Here is a 16,772-nt window from a genome sequence, read left to right on the forward strand (position 1 = left end):
ACACGACAGTGGCGATTGCGCCGATCGACTCCTATCCCATGCCGCGGTCCGCCGAACTGCCGGCCAACACCGCGGCGTGGAGCCTCGACCCCCGCAGGGCCGTGCTGCTGGTCCACGACATGCAGCACTACTTCCTCGCCCCGTTCGCCGAGGACTGCGAGCCGCGGACCAGTCTGATCGCCGGCGTCACCGCGCTGCGCGAGAGCTGTGCGCGGGCCGGCGTCCCCGTCGTCTACTCCGCCCAGCCCGGCGACATGACCCCTGAGGAGCGGGGTCTGCTGCGGGACTTCTGGGGACCGGGCATGTCCGCGGCCCCCGAGGAGAGCGGCATCCCGGACGCCATCGCGCCCGGGGAGCACGACACGGTGCTCACCAAGTGGCGGGCCAGCGCGTTCCACCGCAGCGGTCTGCTCGACCTGCTCGTCGCCAGGGGCCGCGACCAGCTGATCATCTGCGGTGTCTACGCCCATGTGGGCATTCTGCTCACGGCCAGCGACGCCTTCGCGCACGGCATCCAGGCGTTCGTGGTGGCCGACGCGATCGCCGACTTCTCGCCCGAGTTCCACCGGATGTCACTGGAGTACGCGGCGAGCCGGTGCGCCATGACCGTCTCCGCCGCGACGGTGCACGAGGCCCTCGCGACGGTTTCCCACGTGTCCGCAGGAGACGCCATATGACCCCCCTCGACGAACTGACCGGGGGCGACCGGCCTTTCGCGCTGCTGCACCGCCCCGAGAGCGACCTGCCCGGCACGGTAGACCTGCTGCTCGGTGAATTCACCGAGCACGCCACGACGGCGTGTCTGCCGGTCCAGGACGACGGCGGGCCCGACCGGCACGAGACGCTCGTCCTGCTGCCCTACCGGGTGATCGGCGAGCGCGGCTACGACCATGTGGACGACGGCGAGCCGCTGCTGGCGATGACCGTCCGGGAGCAGTCGCGGCTGCTCGTGGACGAGGTGCTCGGCCAGGTGCTGGGGTGGCCGATCGAGATCGGCGAAGGCTCCTTCGACCTGGACGACGCGGCGTACGCGGACCTGGTGCGCCGGGTGCTCGCCGAGGAGATCGGCCACGGCTCGGGCGCCAACTTCGTACTCAAGCGGACCTTCGTCACCGAGATTCCCCAGTGGTCCGTGCGCACCGCGCTGGCGTTCTGGGGCCGGCTGCTGCGCGGCGAGCCGAGCGCGTACTGGACCTTCCTGGTGCATACGGGCGAGCGGACCTTCATCGGCGCCAGCCCCGAGCGCCATGTCAGCCTCGACGACGGCGTGGCCGTGATGAACCCGATCAGCGGCACCTACCGCTATCCCGCCGGGGGCGTGACCACGGACGGCCTGCTGGAGTTCCTCGCCGACAGCAAGGAGACCAACGAGCTGTACATGGTCCTCGACGAGGAACTCAAGATGATGAGCCGGGTCTGCGACGACGTGCGCGTGGTCGGTCCGCAGCTCAAGGAGATGGCCCACCTCGCCCACACCGAGTACCGCATCGTCGGCCACAGCACGCGGGACGTACGGGAGATCCTGCACGAAACCCTGCTCGCGCCCACCGTCACCGGCAGCCCGGTGCAGAGCGCCTGCCAGGTGATCGCCAAGTTCGAGCCCGGCGCCCGGGGTTACTACTCGGGCGTCGTCGCGCTCCTGGGGCGGGACGCCCGCGGCGGGCGGCGGATGGACTCCGCCATCATGATCAGGACGGCGGACGTGGACCGGCGGGGACGGATGCGGATCGGCGTCGGTGCGACGCTGGTGCGCGATTCCGATCCCGCGAAGGAGGCGGCGGAGACCGCGGCGAAGGCGGCCGGGCTGCTCGACGCGCTGCACCGGGTCGCCGAGCGCAGGCGCCCCGCGGGGCACGGCGAACACCCGCGGATCAGGGCCGCACTCGCCGAGCGCAACCGTCCGCTGGCGGACTTCTGGCTCACGCCGGCCGCCCGGCGGCCCCGCACCCGCGGCCGGCTGCTGATCCTCGACGCCGAGGACACCTTCACGGCGATGGGCGCCCTGCAGTTGCGCTCACTGGGCTTCGACGTCACCGTCCGCCGGTTCGACGAACCGCACGGGCTCATGGGATACGACCTGGTGGTGCTCGGCCCGGGGCCCGGTGATCCGCGCGCGGAGGATCACCACAAGATCGCGTATCTGCGCGCGGTGACCGGCAGCCTGCTCAATCTGCGGGTGCCGTTCGTGTCGGTGTGCCTGAGCCACCAGGTCCTGTGCGGCCTGCTCGGACTTCCGCTGCGCAAGCTGGACTTCCCCCACCAGGGCGTACGGCGCACGATCGACCTGTTCGGGGCCGAGCAGCAGGTCTACTACTACAACACCTTCGCCGCCCACGCGGACAGCGATCTGCTGGAGAGCCCGCTGGTCGCGGAGTACATCGATGTCGCACGCGACCCGCTCACGGGCGAGGTGCACGCCCTGCGCGGGCCCGGCTTCGCCTCGGTGCAGTTCCACCCGGAGTCCGTGATGACCCGTCACGGCACGGCGATCCTGGACAACCTGGTCACCGGTGCGCTCGCTCCGGTGCCTCACAGAGTGGAGCTCACGGCGTGACCACTCCCCTGGCCGGCGTCCCGTCCCTGGCCGACGTCCCTTCCCTGCACGCGGAGCAGAGCTGGCGCTCCCTGCCGGCCCGGCAGCAGCCGCAGTGGCCGGACGCCCGTGCACTTGAATCCGCGGTGGAGACCCTGGGCCGCAGTCGGCCCCTGGTCCTGCCGCGTGGCTGCGACGCCCTCAAGAGCCGGCTGGCCGCGGTCGCCCGCGGCGAGGCCTTCCTCGTGCAGGGCGGAGACTGCGCCGAGTCCCTCGACGCGGGCGGCGCCGACTCGGTCGGCCGCACCGCCGGGACGCTGCAGGAGCTGGCCACCGTACTCGGGTGGGCGATGTCCCTGCCGGTGGTCACGGTGGGGCGGATGGCCGGCCAGTACGCGAAGCCGCGCTCCGCCGCCACCGAGACCCGTGACGGTGTCGAACTGCCCGTGTACCGGGGCGATGCCGTGAACGGGTTCGCCTTCACCGCCTCGGCCCGCACCCCCGACCCGCACCGGCTCGTCCGCGTCTACGAGGCCTCCGCCGCCACCCTGGGCCTCATGAGCACATTCGGCGCGGGGGAGCAGGCCGGCGCCGCCCCCGCTCTGCGCCGGGTGAAGGAGTTCGCTTCGGGGTCTCCTTTCCGGGAGCGGTACGAGGCACTCACCACCCGGATCGAGCAGGCGCGCGGCTTCGCCGGAACCGACGGCCCGCACAGCCCCGGCGAGCTTTTCACCTCCCACGAGGGGCTCATCCTTGACTACGAGGCGGCACTGACCAGGACAGATGAGGAGACCGGCAGGCCGTACGCGGCCTCCGGCCATCTGCTGTGGATCGGGGAGCGCACCCGGCAGCTGGACGGCGCGCATGTGGAGTACTTCGCCGGTATCGGCAACCCCGTCGCGGTCAAGGTGGGTCCGTCCATCAGCTCCGACGAACTGCTCCAGCTGATCGACAGACTCGACCCCGGGCGCGAACCCGGCAGGCTCACCCTGATCGTGCGCATGGGCGCGGGCAGGATACGTGACGTCCTGCCGGACCTGATGGCGAAGGTGACGGCGGAGGGACTGCCCGTCGGCTGGGTCTGCGATCCCATGCACGGCAACACGATCGGGGCGCCGTGCGGGCGCAAGACGCGCCGCTTCGACGACATCCTCGACGAGGTGACCGGGTTCTTCGAGGTGACCGGGGGACTCGGCATACACCCTGGCGGTGTTCATCTGGAACTGACCGGCGACGACGTGACCGAGTGCGTCGGCGGCGGGTCCGGCCTCACTTTCGACGACCTGCCCGGCCGTTACCACTCCGTCTGCGACCCCCGGCTCAACCGGGAGCAGTCGCTCGACCTCGCGTTCCGCCTCGCCGAACGCGTGACCACCGGGTCCGCCGGCCCGCGGCCCCTGCCCGGCGGGTACTGGGGGGAACGGCATGGCTGAGGCCGGCGCCGTAGCCGAACAGGCCGTCACCGAACGGCCCGTCGCCGCCGGGCTGACCCGGCTGTGGCTGCTGCCCGCGCACGCCGTCACCTCCTTCGCCGCCGACCTGGGAGGCTACCGGCTGCTGACCGAGGACGAACGGGCGCGCGGGGCGCGGCTGGTGACACCGGCGGCCCGGCGGCGCTTCCTCGCCCGGCGGCTGCTGTGCCGCTACGCGCTCAGCGAGGGGACCGGCAGGCCCCTGGACCACTGGCGGTTCACGGCCGGCCGGTACGGGCGTCCCGAACCCGGACCGGACGCGGACGGGGTGCGGTTCAGCCTCTCGGACACCGAAGGGCTGACCGTCTGCGCCGTCAGCCAGGGGCGGGTGTGCGGCGTCGACGTCGAGCAGACGGCCGCCTCCGCCGCCTCCGCGCACTACATCAGCCGGTTCTTCGCCTCCGACGAACTCCTGGAACTGGCCGCGCTCGAACCGGCCGCGCTGGTCGGCCGGGTGGGCGAGCTGTGGGTGCTCAAGGAGGCGTACCTCAAGGCACTGGGCACCGGTCTGCACCGGAGCCTCGCCGGCTTCTCCTTCGCGGCGGGTGGACGGACGGCGGACGGACGACAAGGCGCCGGCGGGCAGCCCGGCGGAGCAGGCCGCATCAGCGTGTACGACGCCGAGCAGCCGGCGTGGTCCGGCCACTGGTCCTTCGAGCTGCTGCGCCCCGGCCCGCAGCACGTCCTCGCTCTCGCCGTCGAGGGCACGCGGTCCGGCGCGGTGCAGCAGACCTGGCTCGGCTGAGCGCCCCGAGCCGTATCCGAACCCTCACGATTGGGAAGACAATGAACCGAGAACTGGACCTGACCGTCGCTCTCTTCCCCGGGCAGGGCGCCTACCGCCCCGGCACCCTCAAGGGCCTCTGGGAGCGCGGCGACGACACCGTGCGCGCCACCTTCGAAGAGGTGGACGCCATCGCCAAGGAGAAGTCCGGCCGCGCGGTGTCACCGACAGTGTTCCAGCCCTCGCCGCCCAGCCCCGCGACGCTGCTGGAGACCGCCCCCGACACCCTTCAGCTCGCCGTCTTCACCACCGCCGTCGCCACCCACCGGCTTCTCGTGGAGCGGGGCGCCCGGGCCGGTGTCCACCTCGGCCACAGCCTGGGCGAACTCGCCGCCCTGACGTGCGCGGGCGCCTACGAACTCGCGGACGCGACCGCCGTGCTGTGCGAGCGGATCGCCGTCGTACGCGCTCACGACCGCAGCGGCGGCGGGATGCTCGCCCTCGGCTGCTCGCGCGAACGCGCCGAGCGGGTCATCGCACTGATCGGCGACCCCGATCTGGTCTTCGCCGTCGACAACGGGGCGCGCCAGAGCGTCGTCTCCGGTCCGGCCGGTGCGATCGACACGGCCGCGGCGATCGCCGCGCAGCTCGGCATCGCGGCGACCCGGCTGCGCTCCCCCCACCCCTTCCACAACCCGCTGCTGGCCGACGCGCGCCGGCAACTGGCCGACCGCATCTCCGCCTTCCCCACCCGTCCGCTCACCGTCCCCGTGTACTCGCCGATCCTCGGCCGGTTCTACCGCGACGGCGACGACCTGGCCGAGCTGCTGGCGCTGCACCTGGTGACACCGGTCGAGTTCGGCGCGTCGGTGGCGGCCCTGCACACCTGGGGTGCGCGGGTGTTCGTCGAGACGGGCGCGGGCCGGGTGCTGACCGCGCTCGTGGCGGAGGCCCTGCCGGGCGCGCACGTGGTGGCGCCACTGGCCGGACGTGACGACGAGGCGGGGCTCGCGCGGGCAGCCGACGCGCTCCGCTCCCCGCTGGCCGGCGCCGGCGCGGTCTCGCACCGTATCGCGGCGGACGACAGCGCGGCGGGTATCGAGGCGGACGAGCCCGATGTCGACGCGGCCTTCACCGTCGCGCGGAGCGCGCCGGCCGCCGTCGACCGGGACGACGTCGCGGGCCGGGTCAGGGCCCTGTACGCGGAAGCGATGGAGTACCCCGAGGAGGTCTTCACCGACGACGTGCTGCTGGAGGCGGACCTCGGCGTCGACTCCGTCAAGCAGACCGAGCTGCTGAGCCGGCTCGGCGAGCGCTTCGGGCTGGGCGTCCCGCCCGCCGGACTGCGGGTCGCCGACTACGACACGTTCGGCAAGGTGGTCGACTTCGTGGCCGCCGGTGTCACCGAAGGTGCCTTCACGGGAAGCGCGGCGGCCCGGTGAGCCAGCGAAACCCCCACACCGAAGGCGAGTTCGCCGGGCGGACCGCCCTGGTCACCGGCGGAGCCGGGAGCGTCGGCCGGGTCATCGTCGAGCGCCTGGCCGAGCGCGGCGCCACCGTACTGCTGAACTGCTTCCATTCGTACGACGCCGCCAAGGAGCAGGCCCGCGCTCTCGTCGCCCGTGGGCTCGATGTACGCGTGGTGCGTGCCTCGGTGGCCCGCCCGGCGCAGGTCGAGCGGATGTTCGCGGAGATCGCCGACGAGCACGGCCGGTTGGACATCCTCGTCAACAACGCGGCGGCCGGGTCGTTCGTACCCTTCGACGAGATCACCGAGGACCTGCTCGACCGGACGTACACAACGAACGTCAAAGGGCCGCTGTGGTGCGCCCGTTATGCCCGTCCGCTGCTCGCGGCGGCGCAGGGCAGGGGCGGCGGCGCGGTGGTCAACGTGTCCTCGCTGGGCTCGGCCACGACGCCCGCCAACTACCTGCCGGTCGGCGTCTCGAAGGCGGCGCTCGAAGCGCTGACCCGCTACCTCGCGGCGGAGCTCGCCGAGGACGGCATCCGGGTGAACGCGGCGTCCTGCGGCCTGATCGACAACCCGGTCGGCCAGATGTTCCCGGACTTCGCGGACGTCCGCGCCAACACGGTGGCGGCGACGCCGCTGGCGCGTCTCGGCCGCCCGGAGGACCTGGCGGAGGTGGTCCTGTTCCTGTGCTCCGAACGCTCGGGCTGGGTGACGGGCCAGACGGTCCTCGCGGACGGCGGGCTGACGCTGCTGCGCTCCGCGATGTCCCCCACCCCGGCGGCGGAGCGGGCGGAGCTGGCGGAGGACCCCGAACCCTCCGTACAGACCCCGGCGGAGGCCGGCGTTCCTGAGCCCCACGACGACACGGCCGACACGGCCGACACGGCCAACGACCCGGCCGACGACCCGATCGCCGTCGTCGGCATGGGTATGGCCATCCCCGGGGCGTCCTCTCCTGAGGAGTTCTGGCGGCTGCTGACCGAGGGCGCGGAGCTCTTCGTCGACGCGCCCGCCGACCGGTGGGACATCGCGCGCTTCCACGACGAGGACCGTCGCGCGCCCGACAAGACGTATCAGCGGCGTTCCGGGTTCATCACCGACTTCCGGCCGCACGACAAGCTCACGGCGGAGGGCCTGGACGAGGCCGGGCTCGATCACACCGCGCTCTGGTTGCGGCACAGCCTCCACCAGGCGCTCGACGGTGTACGGCGGCAGCCCGGCGACCGCTTCTCCTTCTGTGTCGGCTACACCCCCGACGGCAGTCAGCACCTGGAGGAGGCCTTCGTCCTCGGCTCCGCACTCGACGTGCTCGCCGAGGACGGCGACGACGCCGTGAACGGTCCCGTCGGGGACGCCCTGCGGCAACGGTTCAGCCGTGGCCAGGACCCCCGCGCCGCCTATCTGCCCCACCGTGTCGGGCAGGACGCGATGCACGGCATCCTGCCGCCCGACACCCGGCTGCACATGGTGGACACCGCCTGCTCGTCCTCGCTCTACGCGATGGACCTCGGCGTGCGCGATCTGCTCTCCGGGCAGAGCGACATCGCGGTGTGCGGCGGCTCCTTCGCGCTGGCGCCCAGCGGCTCGATCCTGTTCGCGAAGCTCAACGGGCTGTCGACGGGCGGGGCCGTGCGGGCGCTGGACGCGGGCGCGGACGGCGCGCTGTTCTCGGACGGCGCCGGGCTCGTCGTACTCAAACGGCTCTCGCGCGCCCACGCGGACGGCGACCAGGTCCTCGGCATCGTGTCGGCGATCGGGCTGTCGGCGGACGGCCGGGGCAAGGCGATCTACGCCCCGGCACCGGCCGGCCAGGAGCTCGCCGTCGAGCGGGCCTTCGAGCGCAGCGGGCTCGGCCCGGACGACGTCGACTGGATCGTCGCGCACGCCACGGGCACCCCGGCGGGCGACGAGGCCGAGTTCACCAGCCTCGCCCAGCGCTACACCGGGGAGCGCACGACGCTGGTCACCTCCAACAAGTCCCTGGTCGGGCACTGCGGCTGGGCCGCGGGCGTGGTCTCCGTCATCCACACCCTGCTGGCGCTGCGGCACGAATCGATCCCGGCGCAGTACCGGTTCGAACGGCTGCCGGACGCGCTCGCCGGGCGGGCCGAGGGGCTCGTGGTGCCGCAGCGGCCGGTTTCGTGGCCCGGCGGGAACGACCGCCCGCGGCGCGCGGCGGTCTCCGGGTTCGGCTTCGGCGGCACCAACGCCCACATGATCATTTCCGAGGACCACCGCGGCTCGTGGTCCGGCCGTCCCTCCGCCCTTCCCGCACCGCTCGGCGAGGACCTGGTGATCGTCGGCTGGTCCGCGCAGCTGCCCGGCGGTCCGGACGCCGACGAGGTCACGGCCTGGGCCGCGGCCGGTCCCGACGGGGCCCACGAGGGGTTCGAGCCGTCGTTCGGTACGGCGTACCCGCTGCCGCCGTTCCAGGAACTGCGCATGCCGCCGCCCACCGCGCGCACCACCGACCGTACCCAGCTGATGATGGTCCGGTGCATGCAACGGCTCGACGAGCGGGTCCGCGAGCTGTGCCTAGGCCACCACAGGACCACCGGGGTCGTGGTCGGACACACGGGTGCGACCCGCAACGCCCTGCTCTACAAGACCCGCGCCTACCTCGACGAGATCGCCCACACCGTGGCCGGCACGGACGACGAAGCCACCACGGCCAAGTTTTTCCAGCGCCTGGAGGAGCGGGCCACCGGCCTGATCGCCGCACCGACCGAGGACTCGTTCCCCGGCGAGATGCCCAATGTCATCGCCGCCCGGCTGTCCAACTACTTCGATCTGCGGGGCCTCAACATCACGGTCGACGCGGGCGAGGCGTCGCTGCTGGAGGCGTTCGACGTGGCCGGCTCGTACCTGGACTTCCGGGAGATCGACGTCGCTCTGGTCGCGGGAGTCAACGGAACGGCCCTGCCGGGCTGGAACGACACCGCGGGGCGCGGCGCCGCCGAGGGCGCCTTCCTGTTCGTCGTCACCCGCAGGTCACTCGCCGAAGAAGCCGGGCTGCCCGTGCTGGCCGTCATGGAGAGGAGCGTGGCAGCGTGAGCGCCCCGCACCAGGGTTCCACCACCCTGCTGGGCGCCGAGGGCGCCCGGGAACTGATCGCCTTCCTCACGGCGGGCGTTCCCGCCGGGGCCCCCGCCGGGCACGGCACGGCGGTGATCGAACGCGCCGTCCAGGCGGGCGGCCCGGTCCACCGGCTGCGCCTGCGCCACCCGGACGGGCAGCGTCAGGACGCCGAACCCGCGCGTACGACTGCCGGGGCCGACGCGCCTTCGACCGTTGAGGCGGCCCCGCGCGCCACCGAACCCCGGCCCCTCCGGCCCGTACCCGACGACGAACCCCACCTCCTCGACCGGCACGTCCTGCGCCTCGCACCCGCCCCCCGGCCGGTGGCTTCCGACCGATCCGTCCCGCCCCTCTTCCCGCCGGCCACTGTCGTTCTGAGTGACCGTCATGTGGTGCGCGGCGGCGGGGAACTGCCCGCCAACGCCATCCTGCTCACCTCGCTCCAGGACGAAGCGGTGGAGGCCGCCGTGCTCGGGGCGCGGCCCCGGCATGTGCGGGTGCTGGTCGACCTGTCGCGGGAGGACCCCCGCTCCGGGCCGTCCGAGGGGCTGCTGCGGCTGCACGACGCGGTCTTCCGTACGGCGAAGGCCTGCGCGGAACTGCCGGAGCGGCCCGAGTCGTTCGCCGTCGTCGTGCTCGGCGGCATCGACGCGGCCCGCACACCCCATCCGTGCACCGGCCTGTTCACCGGGTTCGCCAAGAGCCTCGCGCTCGAATGGGCCGGGTCGTCGGTGGTGGCCGTCGTCCACGACGCGACCGATCTCGCGTCCGCCGAGAAGGACGCGGCCGCGGAAATCCTGGCCGAGCAGCTGCTGCCGGTCGTCTCCTTCGCGGGCGGCACCCGGCTGCTGTGGCAGGCCGCCCCGCACCCCGGCGCCGCGCGCCCGCCGCGGGCCTCCTCACCCACCGGGTACACCGTGGTCGCGGCCGGTGGCGGCCGTGGCATCGGCGCCGAGCTGCTCACGGCGCTGGCCCGGCGTGACCGGCCCCGGCTCCACGTCATCGGATCCACCCGCCTCGACGGGGTGACGGCCGACGACGCCCGGCTGAGCCGCAAGGACTTCATCCGCGCGCGGACGGCCGGCTCCGAGCCGCTCACCGTGCGGGCGGCGAACGCCGCTTACGACCGGCTGTCGGCCGCTGTCGAGGTGAAGGCGAATCTGACCGCCCTGGAGGAGATCTGCGGCCCGGGCAGGGTCACGTATCACTCCTGTGACCTACGTGAGCGTGCGGCCGTGGAAGCGGTCGTCGCTCGGATCGCGGCGGCCTCGGACGACGGGGTGGACCTGCTGCTCAACATCGCCGGCACCAATCGCGCCGCCTCGGTCGACCAGAAGAGCCTGGACGACTTCCGTACGGTCCGCGATCTGAAGGTACGCAGTTACGGCAACCTCAAGGCGGCCTTCGGCGACCGGCAGCCGCGCCGCTGGTGCAACTTCGGTTCGTTCGTCGGGTTCACCGGCCAGACCGGCGAGACCGACTACGGCGCGGCGAACGACTACTTCAACACGGCGGCTCTTCACCACTCCTCCCACGGCGCAAGGGAGTTCACCATCGGCTGGACGCTGTGGCGCGATGTCGGCCTCGGCTCGACGCCGATCATGCGGACGTTCCTGGCGAAGAGCGCGCAGTTCACCGCCATGCCCACGGCGGAGGGGGTCCACCACTTCCTGCACGAGCTCGACCAGGCCGAACACACCCCGGTCACCGTGCTGTTCGGGGATCCGGAGCGTGCGGCCATCGAGGCGGCCGTGCCCGGCTACCTGGACTTCTGCCGTACCGGACCGGCGTCCGCCGTGCCCGCATCCCCCGCATCCCCCACATCCATCGCTCGGCCCGCCCCGGCCACCGCTGCGTCCCTTCCGGACTTCTTCGTCGACGACATCGTGGACCGGGGTCCCGGCAGGCTCACCGTCGTCCGCACCTTCAACCAGGAGCGGGACGCGTACCTGCACGAGCACGTGGTGGCGGGCTATCCCACCCTGCCAGGCACCTTCGTGCCCGAACTCGCCGCGCAGGCGGCCATGCACCTCGTGCCCGGCCGGGTGCCGGCCGTGATCGAGGACATCCGGCTCGACTCGTTCCTGCGCGTCTACAAGCCGGGCCGGGACGAGACCAAGCGCATCACGGCCCGCCTGGTCGACGAAGGGCCGCGGGAGTCCGTCGTCGCCGTGGAGGTGACGGGCGATGTGCTCGCCCCGAACGGGCGGCTGCTCGTCAAGGGCCGCCGCCACTTCTCCGCGCGCATCCGGCTGCGGGACGAGCCGGTCGCGCCGCCGCGCTGGGACCACTGGGACGACCAGGGCGCCGAGCGGATGGCCGACCCGTACCACGTGCCCAATCCGGCCGTGCTGCTCAGCGGGGTGTTCGTATCCACCGCCGACACCCGCGTCCACCCGCACGGCAGGCGGGCCAGGTACGCACCCGACAGGCCCGGCATCGAGCGGTGGTTCTCCGGGCTCGTGGTGCCGTCCGTCCTGTTGGACGGCCTGGCGCGGGTGTCGGTGCTCGACCGCAGCGACGGCGACTGGACCCCGCTGGCCGTACCCCGCACGATCCGCCGCATCGACCTGTACGGCGGCCACACCGACGCGACCCTGGCCGCCGCCGGGACCCCGGTCGAGCTCTACTCCCTGCCCTCCCGCCTCGACCTGGAGAGCGAGGAGGACAACCGGGCCCTGGCGGTCACGGCGGACGGAGACGTCGTCCTGCAGATCAAGGACATGACCGGTGTGGTGCTCGGCCATGTGAACCAGCGGACCGGCGAGTACCGCGAACGCCGGCGCCCTGCCGAGGAGGCAAGAGCATGACCGAGACACCCCAGACACCCGAGACCTCCAGCGCCGCACCGCCCCGGCCGCCCGAGGGCGTCTGCCCGGTGACCGGGGCACGGGCCAAACCCGTGGAGGGGCCGACCAGCTTCCCGCTGTCCTCGCCCGTCATCTCCACCATCGCCTACGCGACCGACCCGCCGGGCTACACGCTGCGCGCCCAGCGCAACCACGGCACCGTCGTGAGACTGCCCATACTGCCCCACAACCCGACCGTGCAGATCTCGGCACCCGACGGCATCCGGCGCGTGCTGCAGGGCAACGCCGACAACTACGCGCGCGGCGCCTACTACGAGGCGTTCGAGCTGTTCATGGGCCGGGGCCTGCTCACCCTGGACGACGGCGACTGGCGCGGCCACCGCAAGGTCGTCAACCCCGCCTTCACACCGAACGCGATCGCCGCGCGCGGGGCCCAGAGCGATGCCGCCGTCGCCGACCTGCTCGACCGGTGGGCCGAACACGCCCGCACCGGCCGCCCCTTCGATCTCTTCGCCGAGTCGATGAAGCTGACGTGCCGGGTGATGGGCCTCGCCCTGGTGGGCAAGGACCTGTCCCAGGACGGCGGGGAGTTCGCCGAGGCCGTCTCGGTGGCCCTGGAGGCGATCTTCAAGAACGTCGGCTCCGTGGACAAGGCTATCCCGTCGTTCGTGCCCACCCCCTACCGCCGCCGGGTGGCCCGCGCGCGGCGCACCCTGGAGCGGGTCGTGGCGGAGGCCGCCCACAACGTCGACCTCGGCGCGGGCGGCGAGGTAGCCACTCTCATACGGGAGTCGGATCTTCCCGAGGACGCCCTGTGGGCCGACCTGGTCACCCTCTTCCTCGCCGGCGTCGAGACGACCGCGCTCTCGCTGACCTGGACGCTGTACGAGGTGGCGCGCGCCCCGGCCGTCCGCGACCGGCTGGCGGAGGAGGCGGACCGGCTACTCGGCGGACGTATGCCCACCGCGAAGGACCTGGACGACCTCACCTACACCGGCATGGTGGTCGACGAGGGGCTGCGGATGCATCCCCCGGTCTGGCAGTTCACCCGCGAGGCGATCGACGACGACGTGCTGAGCAACCACCACATTCCCGCCGGCACCCCCCTGCTCGTCTCCGTGTACGGGGCGCACTACAACCCTGAGCAGTGGGACGAGCCCGAGCGGTTCGACCCCGAGCGGTTCCGGCCGGGGGGCACCCCGAGCCAGGACCGGTCGGCGTATCTGCCGTTCGGCGGCGGGCGCCGCCAGTGCATCGGCAAGCGCATGGGGCTGGCGCTGCTCCAGCAGACGGTCGCGGCCGTGTCCGGCCGGTTCCGGCTCTCACCCACCGGCGACCGGTCCCGCGCGGGCGCGTTCATCACGCTGTTCCCCAAGGGCGGCATCCAGGTGAAGGCCGAGGAGCGCCACCGATGACGACGATCACCACCACTACCACCAGCGGAACGCCGGCTGCGGCCCCGTGGCCGGCGGTCCGCCCGCACCTGTCCTCGTTCGACCCGGACGCCTTCGTGCGCCCGGTCGACCGGTTCGTCTGGGAGCCGGTCGAGGCGCCGCACACCGACTCCCGGCACGCCGGCTCCCAGCACACCGACACAGCGTCCGCCGGGGCGCCTACCGCCGGCCCCCTGCCGCAGCGCCCGCTCGCCGGCCGCCGGCTGCTGCTCGTCGGCGAGTCCGCCGGCCTGGTGGCGGCCGTGGCCGCCGAGCTCGGCGCGCGCGGCGCCCTGGTCGTACGGTCCGACCCGGACACGCCACTGCGCCTCGACGGCTGGGACGGCATCGTCGACCTGAACGTCCTCGGCGACACGTACGAACTGGGTGACACCAGCTGGCAGTCGGCGCTCACCCGCACCACCGAAGCGGTCCGAGCGGCCTACGCGCGCTGGGCCGCCGAGCCCCGATTCGGCCGGCATGTCTATCTCGCGCTCACCCGGCTCGGCGGGCTCGCGGGCCACGGCGACGGGCGGGTGCCGCAGCCGCTGGGCGGCATCTGGGCCGGTCTCGCCAAGTGTCTGCCCCGTGAACTGCCGGCCGCCGGCATCGTCGTGGTGGACCTGGACCGTGCGGACGCCTCGACGGTCGCCGACGCGGTCGAGCGGGAGTACGTACGGCCCGACCAGTTCGAGGTCGGTTACCTGGGCGGCCGCCGCCACGTACTGGCGGGCCGCCCCGCGCCGCTCGGCCCGCCGGGCGGGGCGGCGCCGCCGGGACCCGGTGACACCGTGCTGATCACCGGCGGTGCGCGCGGTGTCGGCTTCGCGGCGGCGCGCGCCTTCGCCGAGTCCTTCGGCTGCCGGGTCGTCGTCACGGGCCGGGGCGAGCGCCCGGAAGCGAGCGAGGAACACGCCCTCGGGGACGAGGAGTTCGCAGCGTGGCGGCGCCGCAGACTCTCCGGCGCGCGCACGCCCGGGGACCTCGGCACGATCCGGCGCGAGATCCAGCGTACGGAGGAGAACCGTACGGTCCACCGCAACCTGGCGCGGGCAGCCGCCGACGGACTGCGCATCGACTACCTGCGCTGTGACTGCACGGACGCCGGGCAGGTCGAGCGGGCCTTCGCCGCGCTCGGCGACGGCCCCGAGTTCGTGGTCCACAACGCCGGCATCGACGACCCGGCCCGCTTCGACCGCAAGTCCCCCGAGTCCGTACTCCGTACGGTCGACGTCAAGGTCACCGGGTTCGCGAACCTGGTCTCCGCGATCCTCGCCAACCCCGAACGGCGCTCCAGGCTGCGGCTGCTCAGCAACGTCGGCTCGCTCGCCGGCCGGATGGGCGGGATGGTCGGCCAGATCGACTACGCGGCCGGCAATGAGGCCCTCGCCCGGCTCGGGTTCTGGGCCCGCGACAACCTCGGCCTGCCCGTGCAGACCCTGTGCTGGCCGACCTGGGAACGGCTCGGGGTCATCGCGAACTACTCCGCGGCGGTCCGCTACGTCTCCACGCTCGACCCCGGCGAAGGCGCCCGCCGCTGGGTGGCGGAGCTCGCGTCCGGCCACACCGACGAGGCCGTCTTCCTGGGCCGGATCGGGGCCGTCCTGGCGCCGGGGCAGCTGCGCGGCTTCGGCATGCTGACCGGCCACCCGGACCTGCCGCGCCTGCACGCGCTCGACCATCACCTGGGTGAAGTGGAGGAGTACGAGATCTTCCGGTCGATGCGCACCACGCGACGGCTGAGCGCCGGGCGGCATCCGTGCCTGTCGGAGGTACGGGTCGGCGGCCGGGGGGCGATCCCGGTCAGTGTGGTCCTGGAACACGCGGTGGCCGCGGGCGACTGGGTGGTGCCCGAGGGCTGGCCCCTGCTGCACCTGCGTGAGCTGCGCCGGCTGCGGGTCCGTCTCGACGAGCTGCGCTTCACCGGTGGTCACCGCACGCTGCACCGTGAAGCCCACGGGGGCTACCAGGACGGCGAGTGGTGCGTGAAGGTCACGGTCCGCGGCGAGGGGGGCGTCGAGATCGCGGCCGCCACTCTCGTCTACGGTCCCGACGCCTCCGAGAACCCGCAGGTCCCGGCGGCGGGCACGCCCTGCGACGGGCCGCCGGCGCCGGCGCCGACGTCGACGGCAACGGCGTCAGGGCGGCTGGACTGGGCCGGAGTCGTCTTCCCGCAGGCCCGGCCGGCCGGTACGGCCGACGGTGGGCTGCTGTTCGACCTGGAGCCGGTTCTGCCCGCCGATCTGTGGACAGCACCCTTTCCGCCCGATCCCACGGTCTCCCCCACGGCGATCGAGACGATCGTCCGGGAGACGGACCGCGGCACGCCGCGAAAGTCGGCCGGTGTCCTGACGGTGGGACGGCTGGTGCTCAGCCCGGGAGCCCAGCAGGTCGAGCGCCTGCATACCGGCGCGGAGCCAGGCCGGTGGACGGGGACCCGGGCGGGAGTCGGCGTACTCCTCGCGGAGGGCGTCGCCCTCACGGACTGACACCCTCACGGACTGACCCCGGGGGCGTACGCCGGGCGAGGCCGCGGCAGGGACGGTTTCGACACCGCCTCAGTCGCGGCCCCAGCCGGTGACGACGGCCCGCAGGGTGGCTTCGTAGGCCTCACCGATGTCGAGCCCCGGGGGCTCGTTCCCGGACAGCTCAAGCGACACAAGGCCATGGGCCGCGCCCCAGCAGGAGAGCGCGATGACGTCGGGCGAGGCGTCCAGGAACTGGCCGGCCGCCTGCCCCCTGAGCACCGCGTCGACGAGCGGCTGGATGGTCGAGCCGGCCTCGTTCCTGCGCTCGGGCGTGGGCTCGTAGTCGACCGTGCGGTCCGCGAACATGATCGCGTACAGGTGAGGGTTCGCGAGCGCGTACTCGCGATAGGCCACGCCCAGTCGGATCACGTCGGTGGCGGGGTCGTCCGACGAGTCGACCGTGGCCAGGCGGGCGACGAACAGGCTGACCGCTTCCCGGTAGAGGCTGTCGAGCAGCCCGGCCTTGTTTCCGAACAGCGAATAGACCGCCGTCGTCGAGGTCTTCACGTCGGCTGCGAGCCGCCGCAGGCTCAGGGCCGACGTGCCGCGGTCGAAGACCGTCGCGGCGGCGCGGTTGATGAGCTTGAGGCGGAGCGCTTCGTCATGAGTCTTGAGCCGGGCCATGCGCCAAATGTAACGCAACAGCGTTATACAAGTACGTGGACAGCAGCCCAAGAGCTCGCATGCTGACACGGCGCTGACACCGCCCGAGAATCTTATCCA

10 protein-coding genes are annotated in these 16,772 nt (G+C 72.9%); 9 read left to right on the top strand and 1 reads right to left on the bottom strand.

Annotation, left to right across the window (positions count from 1 at the left end):
• The first annotated feature begins 8 nt into the window (after positions 1-8).
• From ACU6WZ_RS04735 to ACU6WZ_RS04775, 9 genes are read left to right on the top strand one after another with little or no spacing between them, the layout of a single operon-like run.
• Positions 9-677, top strand: a complete 669-nt coding sequence (locus tag ACU6WZ_RS04735) for an isochorismatase family protein (RefSeq protein WP_447031850.1) — start codon at positions 9-11, stop codon at positions 675-677.
• Positions 674-2,554 carry an anthranilate synthase family protein gene (locus ACU6WZ_RS04740; protein ID WP_447031851.1) on the top strand — a complete coding sequence of 627 codons (1,881 nt, stop codon included), beginning with the start codon at positions 674-676 and terminating at the stop codon, positions 2,552-2,554. The genes ACU6WZ_RS04735 and ACU6WZ_RS04740 overlap by 4 nt, the downstream gene beginning before the upstream one ends.
• Positions 2,555-2,580: 26 nt before the next feature.
• A complete protein-coding gene (locus ACU6WZ_RS04745) occupies positions 2,581-3,966 on the top strand; it encodes a 3-deoxy-7-phosphoheptulonate synthase class II (protein WP_447033856.1) in 1,386 nt (461 codons plus the stop codon).
• Complete coding sequence (locus tag ACU6WZ_RS04750) at positions 3,959-4,750, top strand: 4'-phosphopantetheinyl transferase family protein (protein WP_447031852.1); 792 nt, start codon at positions 3,959-3,961, stop codon at positions 4,748-4,750. Before ACU6WZ_RS04745 ends, ACU6WZ_RS04750 begins: the two co-directional genes overlap by 8 nt.
• 41 nt (positions 4,751-4,791) lie before the next feature.
• A complete protein-coding gene (locus ACU6WZ_RS04755) occupies positions 4,792-6,171 on the top strand; it encodes an acyltransferase domain-containing protein (protein WP_447031853.1) in 1,380 nt (459 codons plus the stop codon).
• Positions 6,168-9,254, top strand: coding sequence for an SDR family oxidoreductase (locus ACU6WZ_RS04760; RefSeq protein WP_447031855.1), 3,087 nt, complete (start codon positions 6,168-6,170; stop codon positions 9,252-9,254). Before ACU6WZ_RS04755 ends, ACU6WZ_RS04760 begins: the two co-directional genes overlap by 4 nt.
• The gene (locus tag ACU6WZ_RS04765; protein ID WP_447031856.1) at positions 9,251-12,088 is read left to right on the top strand and encodes a KR domain-containing protein; all 2,838 of its coding nucleotides are present in this window, start codon (positions 9,251-9,253) and stop codon (positions 12,086-12,088) included. Before ACU6WZ_RS04760 ends, ACU6WZ_RS04765 begins: the two co-directional genes overlap by 4 nt.
• Complete coding sequence (locus tag ACU6WZ_RS04770; protein ID WP_447031858.1) at positions 12,085-13,503, top strand: cytochrome P450; 1,419 nt, start codon at positions 12,085-12,087, stop codon at positions 13,501-13,503. Before ACU6WZ_RS04765 ends, ACU6WZ_RS04770 begins: the two co-directional genes overlap by 4 nt.
• Positions 13,500-16,010, top strand: coding sequence for an SDR family NAD(P)-dependent oxidoreductase (locus ACU6WZ_RS04775; RefSeq protein WP_447031860.1), 2,511 nt, complete (start codon positions 13,500-13,502; stop codon positions 16,008-16,010). Before ACU6WZ_RS04770 ends, ACU6WZ_RS04775 begins: the two co-directional genes overlap by 4 nt.
• A gap of 69 nt (positions 16,011-16,079) precedes the next feature.
• Here ACU6WZ_RS04775 and ACU6WZ_RS04780 read toward each other — a convergent pair whose 3' ends face one another.
• Positions 16,080-16,673 carry a TetR/AcrR family transcriptional regulator gene (locus ACU6WZ_RS04780; protein WP_447031861.1) on the bottom strand — a complete coding sequence of 198 codons (594 nt, stop codon included), beginning with the start codon at positions 16,671-16,673 and terminating at the stop codon, positions 16,080-16,082.
• Positions 16,674-16,772: the final 99 nt, after the last annotated feature.

Source organism: Streptomyces hypolithicus (assembly GCF_052934925.1).

What these genes read in the sequence shown, in the direction of transcription:
- ACU6WZ_RS04740 (WP_447031851.1), top strand. Translation starts at nt 674, where the DNA reads ATGACCCCCCTCGACGAACTGACCGGGGGCGACCGGCCTTTCGCGCTG.
- ACU6WZ_RS04750 (WP_447031852.1), top strand. Translation starts at nt 3,959, where the DNA reads ATGGCTGAGGCCGGCGCCGTAGCCGAACAGGCCGTCACCGAACGGCCC.
- ACU6WZ_RS04755 (WP_447031853.1), top strand. Translation starts at nt 4,792, where the DNA reads ATGAACCGAGAACTGGACCTGACCGTCGCTCTCTTCCCCGGGCAGGGC.
- ACU6WZ_RS04770 (WP_447031858.1), top strand. Translation starts at nt 12,085, where the DNA reads ATGACCGAGACACCCCAGACACCCGAGACCTCCAGCGCCGCACCGCCC.
- ACU6WZ_RS04775 (WP_447031860.1), top strand. Translation starts at nt 13,500, where the DNA reads ATGACGACGATCACCACCACTACCACCAGCGGAACGCCGGCTGCGGCC.
- ACU6WZ_RS04780 (WP_447031861.1), bottom strand. Translation starts at nt 16,673, where the DNA reads ATGGCCCGGCTCAAGACTCATGACGAAGCGCTCCGCCTCAAGCTCATC.